Annotated in this window: 22 protein-coding genes; 13 read left to right on the top strand and 9 right to left on the bottom strand. The window is 64.2% G+C overall.

Translation table 11 applies throughout. The annotated features are described in order from the left end of the window. The first annotated feature begins 14 nt into the window (after positions 1-14). From HHL14_RS07500 to HHL14_RS07455, 10 genes are all read left to right on the top strand, one after another. Positions 15-860, top strand: coding sequence for an alpha/beta fold hydrolase (locus HHL14_RS07500; RefSeq protein ID WP_169496964.1), 846 nt, complete (start codon positions 15-17; stop codon positions 858-860). Continuing rightward, positions 857-1,471, top strand: coding sequence for a DUF4286 family protein (locus tag HHL14_RS07495; RefSeq protein ID WP_169496963.1), 615 nt, complete (start codon positions 857-859; stop codon positions 1,469-1,471). The genes HHL14_RS07500 and HHL14_RS07495 overlap by 4 nt, the downstream gene beginning before the upstream one ends. 79 nt (positions 1,472-1,550) lie before the next feature. Further along, complete coding sequence (locus HHL14_RS07490) at positions 1,551-2,900, top strand: cation:dicarboxylate symporter family transporter (RefSeq protein ID WP_169496962.1); 1,350 nt, start codon at positions 1,551-1,553, stop codon at positions 2,898-2,900. A 103-nt stretch (positions 2,901-3,003) separates the two neighbouring features. After that, on the top strand, positions 3,004-3,555 hold the full coding sequence (locus tag HHL14_RS07485; protein ID WP_169496961.1) for a carboxymuconolactone decarboxylase family protein: 552 nt from the start codon (positions 3,004-3,006) through the stop codon (positions 3,553-3,555). 2 nt (positions 3,556-3,557) lie between these two features. Beyond that, a complete protein-coding gene (locus tag HHL14_RS07480) occupies positions 3,558-4,439 on the top strand; it encodes an alpha/beta fold hydrolase (RefSeq protein WP_169496960.1) in 882 nt (293 codons plus the stop codon). Positions 4,440-4,534: 95 nt separating this feature from the next. Further along, the gene (locus tag HHL14_RS07475) at positions 4,535-5,335 is read left to right on the top strand and encodes an SDR family NAD(P)-dependent oxidoreductase (RefSeq protein WP_169496959.1); all 801 of its coding nucleotides are present in this window, start codon (positions 4,535-4,537) and stop codon (positions 5,333-5,335) included. Between the two features lie 11 nt (positions 5,336-5,346). Next, positions 5,347-6,225, top strand: a complete 879-nt coding sequence (locus HHL14_RS07470; protein ID WP_169496958.1) for an amidohydrolase family protein — start codon at positions 5,347-5,349, stop codon at positions 6,223-6,225. A gap of 4 nt (positions 6,226-6,229) precedes the next feature. Further along, the gene (locus tag HHL14_RS07465) at positions 6,230-7,534 is read left to right on the top strand and encodes an MFS transporter (protein WP_169496957.1); all 1,305 of its coding nucleotides are present in this window, start codon (positions 6,230-6,232) and stop codon (positions 7,532-7,534) included. 94 nt (positions 7,535-7,628) lie between these two features. Next, positions 7,629-8,012, top strand: coding sequence for a VOC family protein (locus HHL14_RS07460; RefSeq protein WP_169496956.1), 384 nt, complete (start codon positions 7,629-7,631; stop codon positions 8,010-8,012). Between the two features lie 104 nt (positions 8,013-8,116). Continuing rightward, on the top strand, positions 8,117-8,854 hold the full coding sequence (locus HHL14_RS07455; RefSeq protein ID WP_169496955.1) for a helix-turn-helix transcriptional regulator: 738 nt from the start codon (positions 8,117-8,119) through the stop codon (positions 8,852-8,854). A gap of 100 nt (positions 8,855-8,954) precedes the next feature. Here HHL14_RS07455 and HHL14_RS07450 read toward each other — a convergent pair whose 3' ends face one another. From HHL14_RS07450 to HHL14_RS07440, 3 genes are read right to left on the bottom strand one after another with little or no spacing between them, the layout of a single operon-like run. After that, the gene (locus tag HHL14_RS07450; RefSeq protein ID WP_169496954.1) at positions 8,955-10,409 is read right to left on the bottom strand and encodes an NAD(P)(+) transhydrogenase (Re/Si-specific) subunit beta; all 1,455 of its coding nucleotides are present in this window, start codon (positions 10,407-10,409) and stop codon (positions 8,955-8,957) included. Beyond that, positions 10,410-10,736: an NAD(P) transhydrogenase subunit alpha gene (locus tag HHL14_RS07445; protein ID WP_169496953.1), complete on the bottom strand. Its 327-nt coding sequence runs from the start codon at positions 10,734-10,736 to the stop codon at positions 10,410-10,412. 10 nt (positions 10,737-10,746) lie between these two features. Further along, positions 10,747-11,889, bottom strand: a complete 1,143-nt coding sequence (locus tag HHL14_RS07440; RefSeq protein WP_169496952.1) for a Re/Si-specific NAD(P)(+) transhydrogenase subunit alpha — start codon at positions 11,887-11,889, stop codon at positions 10,747-10,749. 405 nt (positions 11,890-12,294) lie between these two features. Here HHL14_RS07440 and HHL14_RS07435 point away from each other — a divergent pair, with 405 nt between their 5' ends. The 3 genes from HHL14_RS07435 (at position 12,295) to HHL14_RS07425 (ending at position 16,154) form a co-directional block, all read left to right on the top strand. Then, entirely contained in the window at positions 12,295-12,774 is a 480-nt protein-coding gene (locus HHL14_RS07435) for an NUDIX hydrolase (RefSeq protein WP_169496951.1), read from the top strand. 96 nt (positions 12,775-12,870) lie between these two features. Then, positions 12,871-14,133, top strand: coding sequence for a tRNA 2-thiouridine(34) synthase MnmA (mnmA, locus tag HHL14_RS07430; RefSeq protein WP_169496950.1), 1,263 nt, complete (start codon positions 12,871-12,873; stop codon positions 14,131-14,133). Positions 14,134-14,543: 410 nt separating this feature from the next. Beyond that, on the top strand, positions 14,544-16,154 hold the full coding sequence (locus HHL14_RS07425; protein ID WP_169496949.1) for an FMN-binding glutamate synthase family protein: 1,611 nt from the start codon (positions 14,544-14,546) through the stop codon (positions 16,152-16,154). Between the two features lie 90 nt (positions 16,155-16,244). Here HHL14_RS07425 and HHL14_RS07420 read toward each other — a convergent pair whose 3' ends face one another. From HHL14_RS07420 to HHL14_RS07395, 6 genes are read right to left on the bottom strand one after another with little or no spacing between them, the layout of a single operon-like run. Continuing rightward, complete coding sequence (locus HHL14_RS07420; RefSeq protein ID WP_169496948.1) at positions 16,245-17,498, bottom strand: hypothetical protein; 1,254 nt, start codon at positions 17,496-17,498, stop codon at positions 16,245-16,247. After that, positions 17,495-18,175 (bottom strand): hypothetical protein, encoded by a 681-nt coding sequence (locus HHL14_RS07415; RefSeq protein WP_169496947.1) that lies wholly within the window; start codon positions 18,173-18,175, stop codon positions 17,495-17,497. The genes HHL14_RS07420 and HHL14_RS07415 overlap by 4 nt, the downstream gene beginning before the upstream one ends. Next, positions 18,172-19,425 (bottom strand): hypothetical protein, encoded by a 1,254-nt coding sequence (locus tag HHL14_RS07410; protein WP_169496946.1) that lies wholly within the window; start codon positions 19,423-19,425, stop codon positions 18,172-18,174. The genes HHL14_RS07415 and HHL14_RS07410 overlap by 4 nt, the downstream gene beginning before the upstream one ends. A gap of 16 nt (positions 19,426-19,441) precedes the next feature. Beyond that, on the bottom strand, positions 19,442-20,095 hold the full coding sequence (locus tag HHL14_RS07405) for a hypothetical protein (protein ID WP_169496945.1): 654 nt from the start codon (positions 20,093-20,095) through the stop codon (positions 19,442-19,444). After that, entirely contained in the window at positions 20,092-21,348 is a 1,257-nt protein-coding gene (locus HHL14_RS07400) for a hypothetical protein (protein ID WP_206002241.1), read from the bottom strand. Before HHL14_RS07400 ends, HHL14_RS07405 begins: the two co-directional genes overlap by 4 nt. Then, positions 21,345-22,004, bottom strand: coding sequence for a hypothetical protein (locus tag HHL14_RS07395; RefSeq protein WP_206002240.1), 660 nt, complete (start codon positions 22,002-22,004; stop codon positions 21,345-21,347). Before HHL14_RS07395 ends, HHL14_RS07400 begins: the two co-directional genes overlap by 4 nt. Between the last annotated feature and the right edge of the window lie 58 nt (positions 22,005-22,062).

Here is a 22,062-nt window from a genome sequence, read left to right as displayed (position 1 = left end):
GGAGACATCCTTTCGTGAACTCGCTTTCAGAGCCCTTTACCGCGCTATCGCTCACGGATAGCAATCAGGCATGGATCGACGCGGCAGGCGTCAGCCTGCGCTACGTTCTCGACGGTTGCGACACGGCGGAACCGGTCGTGCTGATTCATGAACTCGGCGGCAGCGTCGTCAGTTGGGACGCGATCGCGCCGGCATTGCAAACGTCGCACCGCGTGCTGCGCTACGACCAGCGTGGCCAGGGCGAATCGGAGAAAGTGCGCGCGCGGTTCTCGCTGGCCGATCAGACCGACGATCTGCGCACGCTGCTCGATGCCGTTGCACCGGCTCGACGCTGGTGGCTGGTCGCGGCGGCGGCCGGCGCGGCGATCGCGGTGGACTACGCGACGAAGTACCCGGCGCGCGTCGCCGGCATCGTGATGTGCGCGCCCGCGCTGGACGTCGATATGTCGCGTCGCGACTATTTGCGCGAACGTGCGGAGCGCGCGCGCCGCGACGGCATGCGCGCGATCGTCGACGGTACGCTCGCGCAGTCGTGGCCGCCCGTGCTGCGCGACGACCCGCAAGCCTTCGAGCGTTATCGCGCGCGTCTGCTGGCCAACGATCCGGTCGGTTACGCGCTCGCCAACGACGCGCTCGCCGATCTCGATCTGAGCGCGCAATTGCCGGCGCTGCGCTGCCCTTGCCTGCTGCTCGCCGGCGAGCACGATCTGCAGCGCCCGCCCGCGCGCGTCGCCGCGCAAGCCGCGCGGATTCCGGACAGCGTATTCGCGACGGTGCCGGCCGGTCATCTGATGGCGGTGCAACGCCCCGCCGACGTGCTCGCGAAAATCCACGCGTTTATCGACGGAGACCGCCCATGAGCGAAGCCAACCGATCCGCATTGCTGATGGTGTCGATGGAGCCGCCCGCGTCGCTCGAAGAGGAGTTCAACGACTGGTACGACACCGAGCATTTTCCGCAACGGCTCGCGTTGCCGGGCTTCCTGTCGGCGTCGCGCTGGGTGTGCATCGACGGCTGGCCGCGCTGGATGGCGCTCTACGATCTCGCGTCGATCGATGCGCTGGAGAGCGACGCGTACCGCAGCGTGTCCGGCGCGCAGTCGACGCCGTGGAGCCGCCGCGTGTTGCCGCGCACCGTGGGCCGCTCGCGCGTGGTGGCCGTCGCGCTCGCGGGCCACGATCGCGTGCAGTACGAAGCGCACGCGGTCTGTCGTCTGCTCGCGATGAGCGTGCGGTTGACGCCCGGCGCGGCGTCGGCGGAAGCGGTCGTCGCGGCGGTGCGCGAATCGCTGGCCGCGCGCGGCGACCTGTTGCAACTACGCGGCTTCGTCGAGAACGACACCACGCTGTGGCTATTCGCGGCGTTCGACTCGCCGGCCAGTGCGACGCTCGCCGCGCAGATCGGCCGGCCGTGCGGCTGCGGCATCGGCAGCTTCAACGTGTATGCGCCGTATCAGCGCAGCAGCTACTGAGCGCGACGCGCGGCGATGCAGTAACGCAACGATGCAGTAAAAGCAGTAGCAAAAAAATTACGACTCACCGGAGACAGAGATGGCCCAACTCAGGAAACTGCACGTGCAGGTGCTGCTGGCGCTCGTGCTCGCGGTGGTGCTCGGCGTGCTGGCGCCGGCCACCGCGATCGCGATGAAGCCGCTCGGCGACGCGTTCATCGCGCTGCTGCGGATGCTGCTCGCGCCGATCGTGTTCTGCACGGTGGTGCACGGCATGTCGCACGTACAGGACATGCGCAAGCTCGGCCGGCTCGGCGCGAAAACGCTGATCTACTTCGAGGTGGTCAGCACCTTCGCGATGTTCGTCGGCCTCGTGCTCGTCAACGTGTTCAAACCGGGCGTCGGCATGCATGCGGCGCACCTCGAAAGCACCGGCAAGATCGCGCAGTTCGCGGCGTCGGCCGCGCATATGACGGTCGGCGATTTTCTGCTCGGCATCGTGCCCGCGACGCTGGTCGGCGCATTCGCGACCGGCAACATCCTGCAGGTGCTGTTCATCGCGATTCTGGCCGGCATCGCGCTGAATCTGTCGGTCGGCCGCGATTCGATTCTGTTGCGCGGCGTCGGCGAAGCGCAGCGCGTGCTGTTCACGATTCTCGGTTTCATCATGCGTCTCGCGCCCCTCGGCGCATTCGGCGCGATGGCCGCCGCGGTGGGCAGCTACGGCGGCGCCACGCTGCTCTACCTGATGAAGCTCGTGCTGCTCTACTGGGCCGCCTCGATCGGTTTCGTGCTGCTGGTGTTCGGCGGCATCACCGCGTCGTGCGGCGTGTCGATTTTCGCGGTGCTGCGGCTGATTCGCGAAGAATTGCTGCTGGTGTTCGGCACGGCTTCGGGCGAAGTCGCGTTCCCGCGTCTCGTGCAGAAACTGCAGCAGGCGGGCTGCGACGAGATGGTGGTCGGCTTCGTGCTGCCGGCCGGCTACAGCTTCAATCTCGACGGCACCGGCATCTACATGGCGATGGCGGTCGGCTTCATCGCTCAGGCCACCGACACGCCGTTCTCGATCAGCCAGCAGATCGCGCTGCTCGGCGTGCTGATGCTGACCTCGAAGGGCGGCACCACGGTCGCGGGCGGCGCGTTCATCAAGCTCGCCGCGACGATGGAATCGCTGCGCGTGCTACCGCTGGGCGGGCTCGGACTGCTGTTCGGCATCGACCGTCTGATGGCGACCTGCACCGCGCTGACCAACATGATCGGCAACACGGTCGCCGTGATCGCGCTGGCGAAATGGGAGCACGCGTTCGACATCGACGCGTTTCGCGCGTGGCGCGACACGCATGCGCCGACGTCCCGTCAGCTCGACACGCCCCCCACGTCCGACCCGCGACACGACGCTCACGAGCAGCGCGCGGCGACACTCGCGTCGCCCCGCTCGTCGACGAAATAAGCGTTACCTCACTTCAACTTCATGCAGTGGGTGCCGCCTGAACCACACCGGCACGCCACCTGCGCAACCCTCACGCAACTCTCACGCAACCCAAGGAACTTCGATGAAACGCATTGCCGATCTCGATCCCGACCAGATGACGCCGGCGCAGCGAGGCGTCTACGACGCGATCGCCAACGGCCCTCGCAAAGGCGTGCGCGGACCGCTCGCCGTCTGGCTGCATCGGCCGGAACTCGCGCAGCACGCGCAGGCGCTGGGCCGCTATTGCCGCTATGACACGACGCTGCCACCGCGCCTGTCGGAACTCGCGATCCTGACGCTCGCCCGCGTGTGGGGTTCGGAGTACGAATGGTATGCGCACAAGCCGATCGCGCTCGAAGCCGGCGTGAGCCCCGACATCGTCGAAGCGATTCGCACGCACGCGCAGCCGGTTTTCGCACAAGCCGACGAAGCAGCGGTCCATGCGTTCCTGATCGAGCTGCATCGCGAGCGCAAGGTATCGGATGCGCGCTACGCCGAAGCCGTCGAGCGGCTCGGCGAAGCGGGCGTGATCGATCTCGTCGGACTGGCCGGCTACTACACGTTGATCTCGATGACGATCAACGTCTTTCAGGTGACGCAGCCCGCGGGCGTGCCGAACGAACTCGGGGAATGATCATGAAATTCGCCAGAGGTCGTCTCGCTGCAGTTCTCTTCACCGTATCGGTGAGCTGTTTCGCGGCGACGAGCTCAGCTCACGTCACCGACGAAGTCGTCAAACACGGCAACGTCCAGATCGAAGTGCTGAGCCAGGGCAAGGGGCCAACCCTCGTCATTCTCCCGTCGCTGGGGCGTTCGGCGCACGACTATGACCAGGTCGCTCAGTACCTCGTGGCCGATGGCTTCCGCGTGCTGCGCCCCGAACCGCGCGGGGTTGGCAAGAGCCGCGGCCCGATGGAGAACCTGAGCGTCCACGACTTTGCGGCCGACGTGGCGATGGTCATCGACCAGAAGCATGTCGGCCCTGTTGTCGTCATCGGACATGCCTGGGGCAACTTCGCCGCGCGTCAACTGGCAGCGGATCGCCCCGACCTGGTAAAGGGCGTCGTCGTAGCGGCCGGGTCGGCAGGCAAGGTTCCTCCGGGTATCACCGAGAAGCCCATCAGCGCGGAGATGCGCGAAGCGATTGACGGTGCGGGAGACCTCGGGCTTCCGGAAGCACAACGGCTTCAGTACCTGAAGAAGGCGTTTTTCGCGCCCGGCAACGACCCTGGCGTGTGGCTGGGCGGCTGGTATCCGGCAACCCTCGAGGCAGAGGGGCATGCCCGTAACACCACACCGGTCGACGACTACTTCGCCGCCGGTACAGCACCGATTCTCGACCTGCAGGGCGAGAACGATGCGGTGGCGCCCCGGCGGTTCTCGCAAGTGCTCAAGACCATGCTGGGTGATCGCGTGACGGTGATCGTGTTGCCGAACGCGGGGCACGCCATGGCGCCCGAACAGCCCAAGGCGATGGCCGACGCCATTTCGACCTTTGCGAAGCGGGTCAGCCAATAACTGCCCGGCTACTACACGTTGATCTCGATGACGATCGACGTCTTTCAGTTGGCACCGCCCACGGGCGTGCCGAACGAACTCGGAGAATGAATGACATGAGCAAACGACTCGACAACAAGGTAGCCATCGTGACGGGCGCGGGCTGCATCGGCCCCGGCTGGGGCAATGGACGCGCGGTGGCGGTGCGCTTTGCCGAGGAAGGCGCGAAGATCTACGCGGTCGATCGCAATCTCGACGCGATGCAGGAAACGCTGGAGCGCGTGCGCGCGGTCGGCGGTGACGTGACGGCGGTAGCGTGCGACGTGACCGACAGCGCAGCGGTGGCGCGCATGGTCGAAGGCTGCGTCCAGACTTACGGGCGCGTGGACATTCTCGTCAACAACGTCGGCGGCTCGGCGGCCGGCGGCCCGGTCGCGCTCGATGAAGACAAATGGGACGCGCAGATCGCGCTGAATCTGAAGAGCGTGTACCTGACCTGCAAGCACGTGCTGCCCGTGATGGAAGCCCAGGGCGAGGGCGCGATCGTCAATACCGCATCGACGTCCGGAATACGCTGGACCGGTGCCGCGCAGGTCGCGTATGCGGCGTCGAAGGCCGGGGTGATCCAGTTGTCGCGCGTCGTCGCGGTCGAATATGCGAGCAAGGGAATTCGCGTGAACACGGTGGTGCCGGGCCAGTTGCATACGCCGATGGTCGAGGCGCGTCTGGCCGGGCAGCGCGCGGGCGGCGACGTCGAGGCGCTGCTCAAGCAGCGTCTCGCGCGCATCCCGCTCGGCTTCATGGGCGACGGCCGCGATACCGCGAACGCGGCGTTGTACCTCGCATCGGATGAAGCGCGCTTCGTGACCGGCACCGAGGTGATCGTCGACGGCGGCATGACCGTGCGTTGCGGTTAAGGAGTGCATCGATGACCCAGTCTCTGAAGACTTCCGACGCGCCGCTCGCGCATCCGCGCACCCCGTTGCTGCAATTGCCGGCCGGCAGTTGCGATTCGCACTGCCACATCTACGGACCGTTCGACCGCTATCCGCTGCCCGACGATCGCAGCTTCAACCCCGCGCTCGCGCCCGAAACCGCGTTGCGCCAGTGGCACGAGCGCTTCGGCTTCAGCCGTGCGGTGATCGTGCAGAGCCAGGGGCACGGCTTCGATCATCGGCCGCTGCTCGACGCGCTGCGCGTTGGCGCGGGCCGTTATCGCGGCGTCGCGCTGGTGCGCCCGACCGACCCCGACTCGCTGATCGCCGACTACGACGCGGCCGGCGTGTGCGGCGCGCGCTTTCACTTTCTCGCGCATCTCGGCGGGCGCACCGATCTCGACGTGATCCGCACGGTCGCGGCGAGGATCCGGCCGTTCGGCTGGCACGTGGCGATCCACGTGGCGGGCAACGATATCGTCGAGTACGCGCCGTTCATCCTGTCGCTCGACATGCCGGTCGTGATCGACCACATGGCGCGTCTCGACATCGCCGAGGGTCCGGATAGCGCGGCGATGAACGCGCTGCGCCGCCTGATGGACAGCGGCCGCGTCTGGGTGAAGCTCAGCGCCGCCGATCGTCTGTCGAAGACCGGCACGCCGTTTCACGACGTGCTGCCCATCGCGCGCAGTCTCGCCGCGCATGCGCCGCAACGCGTGCTGTGGGGCAGCGACTGGCCGCACGTCAATCTGCACGGCCCGATGCCCGATGACGGCGACCTCACCGACCTGATCGCGCAGATCGTGCCGGACGAGGCTCAACGTCGCCAGCTGCTGGTCGACAACCCCGTCGAGTTTTTTGGCTTCGTGTAAAACCATGTCCTCTTCCCCGTTGTCCGCCGCGCGCGGCGCTGCCCTTGCCGAAGGCGCGCTGCACAGCGCGTCGCGCAAGAACCTGCTGCGTCTCGTGCCGCTGCTCGCGATCGGCTACTTCTTCAACTACATCGATCGCACCAACATCGGCTTCGCCGCGCTGACGATGAATCACGATCTCGGCCTGACGAACACGCAGTTCGGCGCGGCGGCGGGGATGTTCTTCATCGGCTACTGCCTGCTCGAAGTGCCGAGCAATCTCGCGCTGTACCGTTTCGGCGCGCGCCGCTGGCTCGCGCGGATCATGATCTCGTGGGGCTTGCTCGCAAGCGCGTGCGCGTTCGTCGGCGGACCGACCAGCTTTTACGTGCTGCGGATTCTGACCGGCGCGGCCGAAGCGGGCTTCTTTCCGGGCGTGCTGTTCTATCTGTCGTGCTGGTTCCCGGCACGCAACCGGGTGAAGATTCTCGCGTGGTTTCTCGTCGCGATTCCGCTGTCTTCGGTGGTCGGCGGACCGATGTCGGTGGCGATCATGACGATGGACGGCATCATGGGTCTGCGCGGCTGGCAGTGGCTGTTCCTGCTCGAAGGGCTGCCCGCCTGCGTGCTCGGCGTGCTGACCTTGCTGTTGCTGCGCGACCGCCCGCAGGAAGCGAACTGGCTCACCGACAACGAACGCAGCGCGCTGATCGACGCGCTCGACGAGGAGCGCGCGAGCATCCCGCAGAAAAACTTCGGCGCGGCGCTGCGCGATCCGAAGGTGTGGATCATGACGGGCATTCTGTTCAGCTACTGGATCGGCATCAACGGCATCGCGATCTGGTTGCCGCTGATTCTCAAGGGGCACGGCCTCACCAATACGCTGGTCGGCTTCCTGTCGGGCCTGCCGTATCTGATCGCGGCGGTCGTGATGATCGTCTGGGCGCGCTGGATGGATCGCTCCGGGCGCCATGTGCTGCATCTCGTCGGCGCGTGTCTGGTCGCGGCGGTGGGACTCGGCTTCTCGGTGATGTTCGATGCGTTGACGCCGGCGATGATCGGCATCGTGCTCGCGGTGATCGGCCTGAGTTCCGCGCGGCCGGCGTTCTACAGTCTGCCGTCGCGCTATCTGAGCGGCGTCGCGGCGGCGGGCGGGATGGCCTTCATCAACGCGACCGGCAGCCTCGGCGGCTACGTCGGGCCGTGGATGGTCGGCGTGCTGAAGGACACCACGCATTCGTTCTTCGCGGGCATGGTCGCGATGTCGGCGATGCTGGTGGTCGCGGCGGTGCTGTCGCTGGTGCTGATCGCGGTGACGAAAGAAACGTGACCTACTGACACCACGCTGTCAGTAGCCCCCCCGCACACTCCTTCTCACGCCATCCGGCGCTGATCCGGCCTACTGCCATCCGAAGGAGAGTGTCATGTCCACGTTGTCCAAAGTCGTCGACTGGTTCGAAATTCCGTCCATCGATTTCGAGCGCGCGGTGCGCTTCTACGAAGCCGCGCTCGACACCGCGCTGAACCGCGTGGAGCTGGGCGGCGAAACAATCGCCGTGTTCAACTACGAGGAGCCGGCCTGCGGCGGCTCGATCGTCCACAACCCGTCGATGAAGCCCACCGGCGACGGCGTGCTGGTCTACCTGAACGCGCATCCCAACGTCGACGCCGCGCTCGCGCGCATCGAACGGGCGGGCGGCAAGAGCAACGGGCCGGTCATCAAGATGCCGCGGGAGATCGGCTACGTCGCGTTCTTCACCGATACCGAAGGCAACCGCCTCGGCCTGCATTCGATGACCAACGGCTAATGAACGATTAACGAACGGCTAGCGGCGGCTAATCACGGTTAATGCGGCCGACTACGGCCACACCAAGCCGAAGCGCCCGCAACCCACCCGAACCGCAGGCCGTCATGCGGCGCTATCATCGCGGGACCGTTCCCTTCCTCCACCCGACGCCCACGATGACGCGCCGCGCCGACCGCCTGTTCCAGATCGCCGAGTTGCTGCGCGGGCGGCGCCTGACCACCGCGCAGCAACTCGCCGACTGGTTGAACATCTCGCTGCGCACCGTCTATCGCGACGTGCGCGATCTGCAATTGTCCGGCGTGCCGATCGAAGGCGAAGCGGGCATCGGCTACCGGCTGTCGCGCTCGGCGAGCCTACCGCCGCTCACCTTCACCGCCGACGAACTCGCCGCGCTCGCGGCCGGCGCGCGCATGCTCGAATCGTGGGGCGGCGCGGGCTTCGCGAGCGGCGCGCGCGGCGCCCTCGCGAAGATCGCCTCGGCGATGCCGGCCGACAAGCGCGCGACACTCGAACGCCTCGCGATCTTCGCGCCGTCGTTTCATATCAAGGGAGATTTTTCCGCACAGCTCGACACGCTGCATCGCGCGATCGATGCACGCCAGGTGGTGCGCTTCGCGTACACCGACGTGCAAGGCGCGGCCACCGAGCGACGCGTGTGGCCGCTCGCGCTCGCGTACTGGGGCGCACGCTGGACGCTCGGCGCATGGTGCGAATTGCGCGGTGACTTCCGCAATTTCGGGCTGGAGAAAATCCGCGAGCTCGAAGTGCTCGAGACGTTTCCGGATCAGGAAGGCAGGCGGCTCGCGGATCTGCTGCGGCATGTGAACGCGAAGTCGCGGTAGCGTAACGGTAGCGCGACGCGAGACCGACAAAAAAAAGACCGTTGCTGCGCTTCGCAGTAACGGTCCTTTTTATACGAGCCTCCGTTAGCGCGACGACGCGTTACTCCACCGCCTTCACCATGTCCTCGATCACCTTCTTCGCGTCGCCGAACACCATCATCGTCTTGTCCATGTAGAACAGGTCGTTGTCGAGCCCGGCGTAGCCCGCCGCCATCGAGCGCTTGTTGACGATCACCGTGCGCGCCTTGTACGCCTCGATGATCGGCATGCCCGCGATCGGCGACTTCGGATCGTTCTTCGCGGCCGGATTGACGACGTCGTTCGCGCCGAGCACCAGCACCACGTCGACCTGGCCGAATTCGCCGTTGATGTCCTCCATCTCGTAAACCATGTCGTACGGCACTTCGGCTTCGGCGAGCAGCACGTTCATGTGACCCGGCATGCGGCCGGCCACCGGGTGAATCGCATACTTCACCTCGATGCCCTTCTCGACCAGCTTGTCGGTCAACTCCTTCAACGCATGCTGCGCGCGCGCCACCGCGAGACCGTAGCCCGGCACGATCACCACGGTTTCGGCGTTGCCGAGCATGAACGACGCGTCGTCGGCGGAACCGGATTTGACCGGCCGCTGCTCGGCCGCGCCGCCGGCCGCCGCCGCGCCCGCGTCATTGCCGAAGCCACCGAGAATCACGTTGAAGAACGAGCGGTTCATCGCGCGGCACATGATGTACGACAGGATCGCACCGGACGACCCCACCAGCGAGCCCGCGATGATCAGCATCGGATTGTTCAGCGAGAAGCCGATGCCCGCCGCCGCCCAGCCCGAGTACGAGTTCAGCATCGACACGACCACCGGCATGTCCGCGCCGCCGATCGGAATGATGATCAGCACGCCGAGCACGAACGCGATGATCGTCATGATGATGAACGGCAGCCACGACTGCGTGAGGAAGAACAGAATGCCGAAGCCGAGCATCGCGAGCGCGAGCATCAGGTTGATCAGATGCTGACCGCCGTAGACCACCGGCGCACCCTGGAACAACCGGAACTTGTACTTGCCCGACAGCTTGCCGAACGCGATCACCGAACCCGAGAACGTGATCGCGCCGACGAAGGTGCCGATGAACAGCTCGATGCGATTGCCGTATGGCAGGAAGCCCGGGATCGGATACTCCGGATCGACGAGGCCGAACGCGGCCGGCTCGGACACCACCGCGTACGCGATGCACACGGCCGCGAGACCGATCAGCGAGTGCATCGCCGCGACGAGTTCGGGCATCTTCGTCATTTCGACGCGCGCGGCCACGAACGCGCCGACCGCGCCGCCGACCACGAGGCCGAACAGCAGCAGGCCGAGCCCCAACCCAAGATTCGAGCCGAGCGCTTCGGCCTGCCGCGAGATCAGCGCGATCGTGGTCAGGATCGCGATCGCCATGCCGACCATGCCGAAGGTGTTGCCGACCCGCGCGGTCTTCGGATTCGACAGCCCCTTGAGCGCCTGGATGAAGCAGACCGACGCGACCAGATACAGCAGCGTAACGACGTTCAGGCTCATTTACGCGCCCTCCTTGCCGGCTGCAGGAAGTTTCTTCGGCTCTTTCTTCCTGAACATCTCGAGCATTCGCCGGGTGACGAGAAAGCCGCCGAACACGTTGACCGCCGCGAGCGCGACCGCGATCGTGCCGAAGAACTTGCCGGCGCCGCCGACGGTCAGCCCCGCCGCGAGCATCGCGCCGACGATCACGATCGCCGAGATCGCATTGGTCACCGCCATCAGCGGCGTGTGCAACGCGGGCGTGACGTTCCAGACCACGTGATAGCCGACGTAGATCGCCAGCACGAAGATGATCAGATTGATCACGGTGTGATTGATGACTTCCATCGCCGACCCCCTAGGCTTGACGCGTGACCTGACCGTCGCGCGCCAGCAGCGTGGCCGCGACGATGTCGTCCGCGAGATCGATGTTCAATGTGCCTTCCTTCGTGACGATCAGCTTCAGGAAGTCGAGCAGATTGCGCGCGTATAGCGACGACGCGTCGGCGGGCACCATCGCGGCCAGATTCGTATAGCCGACGATCTGCACGCCATGCTTGACGACCACCTGATCCGCTTCGGTCAGCGGGCAGTTGCCGCCGCGCCGGCCTTCGTACTCGGCGCCGCGGCCCGCCGCAAGATCGACGATGACCGAGCCCGGCTTCATCGCCTGCACCGTTTCGACCGACAGCAGCGTCGGCGCCGCGCGGCCCGGAATCAGCGCGGTGGAAATCACCACGTCGGCCTGCTTCGCGCGTTCGTGCACCAGCGCCGACTGGCGTGCGAGCCACGACGGCGGCATCGGCCGCGCGTAGCCGCCCACACCTTGCGCGGCCTCGCGTTCTTCGTCGGTTTCGTAGGGCACGTCGAGAAATTTCGCGCCGAGCGATTCGATCTGCTCCTTCACAGCCGGCCGCACGTCCGAGGCTTCGAGCACCGCGCCGAGGCGCTTGGCGGTCGCGATCGCCTGCAGGCCGGCCACGCCCGCGCCGAGAATCAGCACGCGCGCGGCCTTCACGGTGCCGGCCGCGGTCATCAGCATCGGCATGAAGCGCGGGTAAAGCGTCGCCGCGAGCAGCACCGCCTTGTAGCCGGCGATGTTCGCCTGCGACGACAGCACGTCGAGGCTCTGCGCGCGCGTGGTGCGCGGCGCGGCTTCGAGCGCGAACGCGGTGACGCCGGCCGCGGCGAGCTGTTGCGCGTTGTCCGCGTTGAACGGGTCGAGCATGCCGACCAGCGTCGCGCCGCGCTTGAGCAGCGGCAGTTCGGAATCGGTGGGGGACTGGACTTTGAGGACGAGGTCGGCGCCGAACGCGGCGGCGGCATCGGCGATTTCCGCGCCGACGGCCGTGTAGGCTTCGTCGGGGAAGCTCGCGCCGGCCCCGGCGCCGCTCTGGAGCGTGACCCGGTGACCTTGCGCCACGTACTTCTTGACCGTCTCGGGCGTCGCGGCAACGCGTGTTTCATGCGCGCGCGTCTCGGCTGGCACTCCGATGTGCATCGTTGTTCCTCCTCGACTTCCTGTTTGACCACAGTTCGGCCGACGAGGCACGCCGGCTTGCAATTGCAACGGCTAAACGCAGGCCCCACTTTAACCGAAACCGCTACGGCGCAAAAATCGGGGTCAATGCGGGGTGTGGCGGGACTGTCGATTGGAGGCCAAATAACTGTCAAACGGACACCAAATTGCCGGCTATTGTCGGCAAAGCGGCGGCGAACCGGGAGTGAATCGATAGTGAATCGGCGGGGCTCCCGCCGCTCATGGACCCCCGGCGGGAGCCCCGTCGCGCCGCCAGTCGGCGCCAGCCAGCGGCAAGCCGCGCCTGGCCATGTTCGCTCGCGAACCGCGCGGCCGCGCGAGTCGTCGCCCGGCAGCCGGCGCGCATAAACGGTAAAATGCGCACCCATGAAACCGGAAACCTGGCTGCCGCACGTGACCGTCGCGGCGATCGTCGAGCGCGATGGGCGCTTTCTGCTGGTCGAGGAACACACGTCCGCCGGCTTGCGACTGAACCAGCCCGCCGGCCATCTGGAGGCGGGCGAAACGCTGCTGGAAGCGGTGGTCCGCGAAACGCTCGAGGAAACCGCGCATCCGTTCGTGCCCGAGGCACTCGTCGGCATGTACATGACCCACTTCGAGCGGCCGGCCCGCGAGGGCACCACGTATTTGCGCTTCACCTATTGCGGCGCGGGCGGCGAAGCCGACCCGGCCCGCGCGCTCGATGCCGACATCGTGCGCACCGTGTGGATGAGCGCGGACGAAGTGCGCGCCTGTCCCGAGCGACATCGCACGCCGCTCGTGATGCAATGTATCGACGATTACCTGGCCGGCCGGCGTTTCCCGCTCGACTTCGTGCATACGCATTCGGTCGGGCCCAAAAGATAGGCGTCGCGGCACGGCCCGCGAGCACCATCACGGCAGTGCCGTCACGAGCGGCCACCCCACGATCCATGCAGTCATGCAGCACCCAGTGAGCACCTTATGAGCAAGCGTAAAGTCGTAGTAGGCATGTCGGGCGGCGTCGATTCGTCGGTCACCGCGTGGTTGCTGAAGGAACAGGGCTACGACGTGGTCGGCCTGTTCATGAAGAACTGGGAAGACGACGACGACAGCGAATACTGCTCGACGCGGCAGGACTGGATCGACGTGGTGTCGGTCGCGGACCTGATCGGCATCGATGTCGAGGCGGTCAACTTCGCGGCCGAGTATAAGGACCGCGTGTTCGCCGAATTCCTGCGCGAATATTCGGCCGGCCGCACGCCGAACCCGGACGTGCTGTGCAACGCCGAAATCAAGTTCAAGGCCTTCCTCGATCACGCGATGTCGCTCGGCGCGGAAACCATCGCGACCGGCCACTATGCGCGCGTGCGTGAAAACAACGGCCGCTTCGAACTGCTGAAGGCGCTCGATCACACGAAAGACCAGTCGTACTTCCTGCATCGCCTGAACCAGGCACAGCTGTCGAAGACGCTGTTCCCGCTCGGCGAGATTCCGAAGACGAAAGTGCGCGAGATCGCCGAGAAGATCGGCCTGCCGAACGCGAAGAAGAAGGACTCGACCGGCATCTGCTTCATCGGCGAGCGGCCGTTCCGCGACTTCCTGAACCGCTATCTGCCGACCAAACCGGGCCCGATGAAGACCACCGACGGCAAGACCGTCGGCGAACACATCGGCCTCGCGTTCTACACGTTCGGCCAGCGCAAGGGCATCGGCCTCGGCGGCAGCAAGGACGGCAGCGGCGAGCCGTGGTTCGCGGCCGGCAAGGACATTCCGACGAATACGCTGTACGTCGCGCAGGGGCACGATCATCCGTGGCTGCTGTGCAATACGCTGTCGGCGGGTAACGTCAGCTGGGTCGCGGGCGAGCCGCCGGCCGAAGGCTTCGCGTGCGGCGCAAAAACGCGCTACCGGCAGGCCGACGCGCCGTGCAAATTCAGTGCGGCGACCGCGGGCGAAGGCCTGTTCGAGCTGAGCTTCGAGACCGCGCAATGGGCCGTCACGCCGGGACAATCGGCGGTGCTGTACGACGGCGACGTGTGTCTCGGCGGAGGCATCATCGAACGTGCGATGACCGGTCAGCCGGCCGAGTTGCCGCAGGATCAGCCACCGAAGCAGACGCGCACGCAGCGGCGCAAGCAGGCGCACAAACAGCCTCATAAAGCGGCGCAAAAGCAGTCGCAAGACCCGTCGCCAGACGCGCCGCAAACGCCGCGGCAAAAAGCGGCGCTGCTCGGCGGCCGCTAAGCGATGCAAAACGGCGAGCGCAGCGGATCGTGCGACGGGTCATGCAACCCCGACCTCCGCGCGCCGCTCGCCTCCGCCATCTCATTTTTATCGCGGACCGCGCCTGCCTCGCCTGCTGCGCCCGCTGCGTTCATTCCACGTGTGCCGTTCAGCGTGCCGCTGGGCACGCCGTCGAGCATCCCATTCACACACGCTTCACCTTCGCATGCGACCGTTGGTCTTGCGCATGCCGTCTCTTCGGGCTTCCCCGCTCCGCACGCCACGCGCACGCGCCGGCGCGCACGGCGCGCTGCATCTGAGGTGCGCCACGCCGTGCCCCGCAGCCGCCAGTTTTCCTTCGCGACGGATTCCGCCCGCGCCACTCGCGCGGACGATCCCGCCGCAACGATCTTCACTGCACTGGAGTCCCCATGTTTTCTCGACGCTATCTGGCCATGTGGTGCGCAATCGCGCTGTTCGTCGCGTGCGCCGCGCTCGCCGCGACACATCATCTGTCGTGGTTCTGGATCATCGTGCCAGCCGCGCTCGTCGCACTCGGCATCTATGACCTGAAGCAGGAGCGCCACGCGATCCTGCGCAACTACCCGCTGTGGGGCCACCTGCGCTTCATCTTCGAATTCATCCGCCCGGAAATCCGCCAGTACTTCGTCGAAGACGACACCGACGAAAAGCCGTTCTCGCGCGCGCAACGCAGCATCGTCTATCAGCGTGCGAAGAACGACGTCGACAGTCGTCCGTACGGCACGCGGATCGACGTGAAGGCGGTCGCGCACGAGTGGATCAGCCACTCGCTCGCACCGACTAAGCTCGACGGTCACGACTTCCGCATCGTCGTCGGTCCGGATCGCAAACAGCCGTATTCGATGTCGATCTTCAACGTGTCGGCGATGAGCTTCGGCTCGCTGTCAGCCAACGCGATCATGGCGCTGAACCTCGGCGCGAAGAAGGGTAACTTCGCGCACGACACTGGCGAGGGCTCGATGTCGAAGTATCACCGCGTGCACGGCGGCGACATCATCTGGGAGATCGCCTCCGGTTACTTCGGATGCCGTAACGACGACGGCACCTTCAACCCCGAGAAATTCGCGAAGCAGGCCGCCGAGCCGCAGGTGAAGATGATCGAGGTGAAGCTGTCGCAAGGCGCGAAGCCGGGTCACGGCGGCGTGCTGCCGGCCGCGAAGATCACGCCGGAAATCGCCGAGACGCGCGGCGTGCCGATGGGCCGTGACTGCATCTCGCCCGCCACGCACTCGGAGTTCTCGACGCCGCGCGAGCTGCTCGAATTCGTCGAGCGGCTGCGCACGCTGTCGGGCGGCAAGCCGACCGGCTTCAAGCTGTGTATCGGCCACCCGTGGGAATTCTTCGGCATCGCGAAGGCGATGCTGGAAACCGGCATCCTGCCGGACTTTATCGTCGTCGACGGCGCGGAGGGCGGCACCGGCGCGGCGCCGCTCGAATTCACCGATCACGTCGGCGTGCCGTTGCAGGAAGGGCTGCTGCTCGTACACAACACGCTGGTGGGCATCGGCTTGCGGCAACGCATCCGCATCGGCGCGAGCGGCAAGATGATCACCGCGTTCGACATCGCGAAGACGCTCGCGATCGGCGCGGACTGGGTCAACGCGGCGCGCGGTTTCATGTTCGCGGTCGGCTGCATCCAGGCGCAGACTTGCCACACCGGCCGCTGCCCGACCGGCGTCGCGACCCAGGACCCGGTGCGCCAGCGCGCGCTCGTCGTGCCGGACAAGGCCGATCGCGTGTTCAATTTCCATCACAACACGTTGCACGCGTTGCAGGAGATCATCCAGGCAGCGGGGCTCAATCATCCGGCCGAACTGCGCGCGCATCACATCGTGCGGCGCGTGTCCTCGCATGAGGTGCGGTTGATGTCGGAGCTGCTGAAGTATCTGGAGCCGGGTGATCTGCTCAGCGGCAACTATCGCTATACGCTGTTCGAGAAGTACTGGCCGATCGCGCAGAGCGATTCGTTCTCGCCAAAGGCGGAACTGGCGGCGACCTGAGCAACAAGATAAGCGATGACACGAGGGACGGGTGTGCCTGGTGTTAGGGTGTTGGGGCCATCTGTTTTTCGTGCGTCGTGGCTTGCAATGTCACTGGCTACCGTCTGAACTGGAGTCGCTGGTGCGCGCGCCGGCAGCATCGGCCAGGCGGGCAAGCTTTTTCTGGTGAGCATCGGCTAACTCATAGGCCCGGCTGCACTGATCCGACTCATGGATATCGAGCACTCTGTGCGGATTGACCGTCGACTTCCAGTAGGCCGTGGCCGTTTCGCCGCAGAAGAATGCATCGTTCTCCCAAGGGCGAGCTGTGTAGTCGCAGTAGCATCGGCCCGGTTCGGCCACCATGGCATCGACATCGATCGGAGTTCCGCCCACGCCGACGTGCTGCAATAGATCGATTGCGTGGGCCCGCGCGCGCCGGATTTCTTCGTCCAGCTCACGGGTGGTCCGGATGAACGGCGGGTAATGTACTCCTGCTTTGTTATATCGCCAGATATTCAGCGTGTAGAGATAGAGGCCCACGGCCATACGCTTGAGGCTGGCCAGGACGAGCGGATCCGTGGGAATCGGCTGGCTCGCGGCCAACGTGACAACTGACCGCGCCTGGTTGATCCGAACGTGCCGGTTGTCGCCAGATGCAAGCACGGTTGGCCACTGCGCAATGTTCGGTGTGCTGGGGAAATTGTCGGGATACTGCTGGACCAGTGCGTAAATCCAGAACCACTGCTGACAGTGACGTGCTTCGTGGTAGAGCGTATCGGCGAGTATCTGCAACGGTTCTATCTGATCGGTGCGGCTCGCGGCATCCGACTCTGGCGCAACCTCACCAGCCCTGATGCCAAACATGGCTTTGAGCATGCCCACGTTCAGGCGCAGACTCCAGTCGTTGACCGTGAACGCGCCCTGCTCACCGGCTGGGCGGCTAGCGGGGGGAAGATAAATCCCCATGTTCTTTGGGACCGCGTCCGATGGAATCCCGAAGCCTGCCGTTGAACGGGTTAGCGCCTTGGTGACGCACGGTCTGAGCAGATCGCTCAAGTCCGTCTGATCAGTCTGGGCAAGCGGCCACTGAAGCTTGAGTGTCGGCGTGCTCCCTGGCGGTCCGAAATACGCTTCGCCCCATTGGACTTGCGCGGTCAGCGTCTGAAGGGTTTCCTTCGCATAGTCGCGGGCGACCGGATACGCGAGCGCACCCTTTTCCTCGTCCGAATAGCGCAAGCCCCATCGGTCCGGCGTACACATGACATAAAGCGGCATCCGGTTCGCACTGGTTGGCTGAATCCGGTTCACGTGCATCGTGTAGGGGCCTACCTTGTGGGCTCCTGGCTTTGCCGTTGCTGTCATCTCGGGCCTCCCTGTGTTGAATCAGAAGTCGCTTGCGCGGCCTGGCGGCGCTGCTGCTCCAGCTCTTGAGGCGTCAGGTAATGACGGCTGATTCCAAGATCGCGCAAATTTTCAGCCTTGCGAATATTGCCGAGGACTGGCGCTTCATTAGCATCGATCCATTCCACGTCATAGCTGGCGCCTAGATATACGTCGAATAGGGAATCGCGCGGCAGCGGTAACCGGTATGCGAAAGAAACGTAGTTCTTTCCATAAAATCCCGTTATATCGAGTGCGCCTGACGGTGAAAAAAAATCGCTGTCCTCGCGACGAAAACCATCGATCGTCTCGCCCCACACCAGTCGGTGCAGGCCGAGGTTATCGAAGCATTCGTAGGGAATATTGGTGCGAAGATCGCTATCGACCTCAAGTTGAAAGAAGTCGATGCGAGGTTTTCCATCGACGAGTTTCAGCTTGTCGTAGAAGAAAAGAGCCGACATGACACCCTTCACGAAATACCCGTACTTGATGATGTCTACCTGTTCCGAGTGATATGGCGGTTTGCCAAGGCGCTGAGTCACCTCTTCGAACGTGATCCGCCCCGCCGCCCATTGCAACGCGATGTCGGTCAGGCGGAGCAGCAGCGCCTGGTCGTCGGGGGTCATCTGCTTTTCTACCGCCGTGTCTTGCAATGTCACTGGCTCCCACCTGAACTGGAGTCGCTGGTGCGCGCGCCGGCAGCATCGGCCAGGCGGGCAAGCTTTTTCTGGTGGGCGTCAGCCAGTTCATAGGCGCGGCTGCACTGATCCGACTCATGGATATCGAGCACCCTGTGCGGATTGACCGTCGACTTCCAGTAGGCCGTTGCCGTCTCGCCGCAGAAGAATGCGTCGTTCTCCCAAGGCCGGGCTGTGTAGTCGCAGTAGCATCGGCCCGGTTCTGCCACCATGGCATCGACGTCGATCGGAGTTCCGCCCACGCCGACGTGCTGCAGCAGATCGATTGCGTGGGCTCGTGCACGCCGGATTTCTTCGTCCAGCTCACGGGTCGTCCGGATGAACGGCGGGTAATGCACACCCGCCTTGTTGTATCGCCAGATATTCAGCGTGTAGAGATAGAGGCTCACTGCCATGCGCTTGAGGCTGGCCAGGGCGAGCGGGTCGGTGGGAATCGGCTGGCTCGCGGCAAGCGCGACAACTGACTGCGCCTGGTCGACCTGGTTATTCTGTTTGCCACCCGATGCGAGTGCGGTGGGCCATTGCGCAATGTTCGGCGTGTCCGGGAAATTGTCGGGATACTGCTGAACCAGTGCGTAAACCCAGAACCACTGCTGGCAGTGTCGCGCTTCGTGGTAGAGCGTATCGGCGAGTATCCGCAGCGGTTCTATCTGATCGGCACGGTTCGCCGCATCCGACGCTGGCGTGACCTCGGCGGCCTTGATACCAAACATGGCTTTGAGCATGCCCACGTTCAGACGCAGGCTCCAGTCATTGACCGTGAACGCGCCCTGTTCACCCGGTGGACGGTCAGCGGAGGGAAGGTAAAGCCCCATGTTCTTTGGCACCGCGTCCGATGGAATCCCGAAGCCTGCCGTCGAACGGGTTAGCGCCGTGGCGATGTACGGTCTGAACAGATCGCTCAAGTCCGTCCGATCAGTCTGATCCAACGGCCACTGAAGCTTGAGTGTCGGCGTATTCCCAGGCAGCCCGAAATACGCTTCGCCCCACTGTACTTGCGTGATCAACGCCTGAAGGATCGCTTTCGCATAGTCGCGAGCAACCGGATACGCGAGCGCACCCTTTTCCTCATCCGAATAGCGCAGCCCCCATCGGTCCGGCGTACACATGACATACAGCGGCATCCGGTTCGCGCTGGTCGGCTGAATCCGGTTCACGTGCATCGTGTAAGGCCCTACCTTGTGGCTTCGTGTCTTTCCCGTTGCTGTCATGTCGAAGCTCTCCGTGTCAGTCCGTGTGCTGCGTAGCCTGGCGGCGCTGCTCAAGCTCTCGCGGCGTCAGGTAATGACGACTAACCCCAAGATCGCGCAAGTTTTCCGCTTTGCGAATATTGCCGAGGACTGGCGCTTCGTTAGCATCGATCCATTCCACGTCATAGCTAGCGCCTAGATATACGTCGAATAAGGAGTCAGGCGGCAGCGCCAACCGATACCCGAAAGAAACGTAGTTCTTTCCATAGAATCCCGTTATATCGAGCGCGCCTGACGGTACAAAAAAATCCATGCCTTCGCGACGAACGCCATCGATCGTCTCGCCGCGCACTAGTCGGTGCAGGCCGAGGTTATCGAAGCATTCGTAGGGAATATTGGTGCGAAGATCGCTATCGACCTCAAGTTGAAAGAAGTCGATGCGAGGTTTTCCATCGACGAGTTTCAGCTTGTCGTAGAAGAAAAGAGCCGACATGACACCCTTCACGAAATACCCGTACTTGATGATGTCTACCTGTTCCGAGTGATATGGCGGTTTGCCAAGGCGCTGAGTCACCTCTTCGAACGTGATCCGCCCCGCCGCCCATTGCAACGCGATGTCGGTCAGGCGCAGCAGCAGCGCCTGGTCATCGGGGGTCATCTGCTTTTCTACCGCCGTGGTTTGCAATGTCACTGGCTCTCACCTGAACTGGAGTCGCTGGTGCGCGCGCCAGCAGCATCGGCCAGGCGGGTGAGCTTTTTCTGGTGGGCGTCGGCTAACTCATAGGCCCGGCTGCACTGATCCGACTCATGGATATCGAGCGCCCTGTGCGGATCGACCGTCGACTTCCAGTAGGCCGTGGCCGTCTCGCCGCAGAAGAATGCATCGTTTTCCCAAGGCCGCGCCGTGTAGTCGCAGTAGCATCGGCTCGGTTCGGCCACCATGGCATCGACGTCGATTGGAGTTCCGCCCACGCCGACGTGCTGCAGCAGATCGATTGCGTGAGCCCGCGCGCGCCGGATTTCTTCGTCCAATTCGCGGGTCGTCCGGATGAACGGCGGGTAATGCACCCCTGCCTTGTTGTATCGCCAGATATTCAGCGTGTAGAGATAGAGGCCCACTGCCATGCGCTTGAGGCTGGCCAGGGCGAGCGGGTCCGTGGGAATTGGCTGGCTCGCGGCCAACGTGACAACTGACTGCGCCTGGTCGACCTGGTTATTCTGTTTGCCACCCGACGCGAGTGCGGTGGGCCATTGCGCAATGTTCGGCGTGTCCGGGAAATTGTCGGGATACTGCTGAACCAGCGCATAGACCCAGAACCATTGCTGGCAGTGTCGTGCTTCGTGGTAGAGCGTATCGGCGAGTATCTGGAGCGGTTCTATCTGATCGGCACGGCTAGCGGCATCCGACTCTGGCGCGACCTCGCTGGCCTTGATGCCGAACATGGCTTTGAGCATGCCTACGTTCAGGCGCAGGCTCCAGTCGTTGACGGTGAACGCGCCCTGTTCACCCGATGGGCGATCAGCCGAAGGAGAATAAAGCCCCATGCTCCTTGGGACCGCGCCCCACGGAATACCGAATCCCGCCGTTGGACTGGTGAGCGCCTTGGCGATGTGCGGCCTGAGCAGTTCGCTTAAATTCTTTATCTGATTGCCCGGTTCCAGTGGCCACTGAAGCTTGAGTGTCGGCGTCCTCCCTGGCGGTCCGAAATACGCTTCGCCCCATTGGACTTGCGTCGTCAGCGTCTGAAGGATTTCTTTCGCATAGTCGCGAGCAACCGGATACGCGAGCGCCCCCTTTTCCTCGTCCGAATAGCGCAGACCCCACCGGTCCGGCGTACACATGACATAAAGCGGCATCCGGTTCGCGCTGGTTGGCTGAATCCGGTTCACGTGCATCGTATGGGGCCCTACCTTGTGGGTACGTGGCTTTTCCGCTGCTGTCATCTCGGGCCTCGCTGTATTGAATCAGAAGCCGCCTGCGCGGCCTGGCGACGCTGCTCCAGTTCTTGCGGCGTCAGGTAATGACGACTAACCCCGAGATCGCGCAAGTTTTCTGCTTTGCGAATATTGCCGAGAGTTGGCGCATCGTTAGCGTCGATCCATTCCACGTAATAGCTACAGCCTGCATATACGTCGAATAGGGAGTCAGGCGGCAGCGGTAGCCGATATCCAAAAGAAACGTAGTCCGTCCCATAGAATCCCGTTATATCGAGCGCGCCTGACGGTACAAAAAAATCCATGCGCTCGCGACGAACACCATCGATCGTCTCTCCCCGCACCAGCCGGTGCAGGCCCAGCTTGTCGAAACATTCGTAGGGGATGTTGGCGTGAACGTCACTACCGACTTCGAGCCCGAAGAAAGCGAGGCTGGGTTTTCCATCGACGAGTTTCAGCTTGTCGTAGACGAACTCAAACGTCATGACTCGGTTCACGTAGTACTCATATCGGATGAGGTCGAACTCGTCCGACTGATCGGGCGGCTTACCGATGCGCTGAGTAACCTCTTCGAACGTGATCCGCCCCGCCGCCCATTGCAACGCGATGTCGGTCAGGCGCAGCAGCAGCGCCTGGTCGTCGGGGGTCATCTGCCTGATCGTCATGGTGTCCTGCATCTCGTGAGGGATCGTCTGCGCTGCAACCGCAAGCCATCGCCAGCGG

Origin of the sequence: Paraburkholderia antibiotica (assembly GCF_012927125.1) — a bacterium.
Classification (GTDB): domain Bacteria; phylum Pseudomonadota; class Gammaproteobacteria; order Burkholderiales; family Burkholderiaceae; genus Paraburkholderia; species Paraburkholderia antibiotica.
Note: the sequence above shows the minus strand (reverse complement) of the source record. Positions and strands in the feature narration are given on the sequence as shown.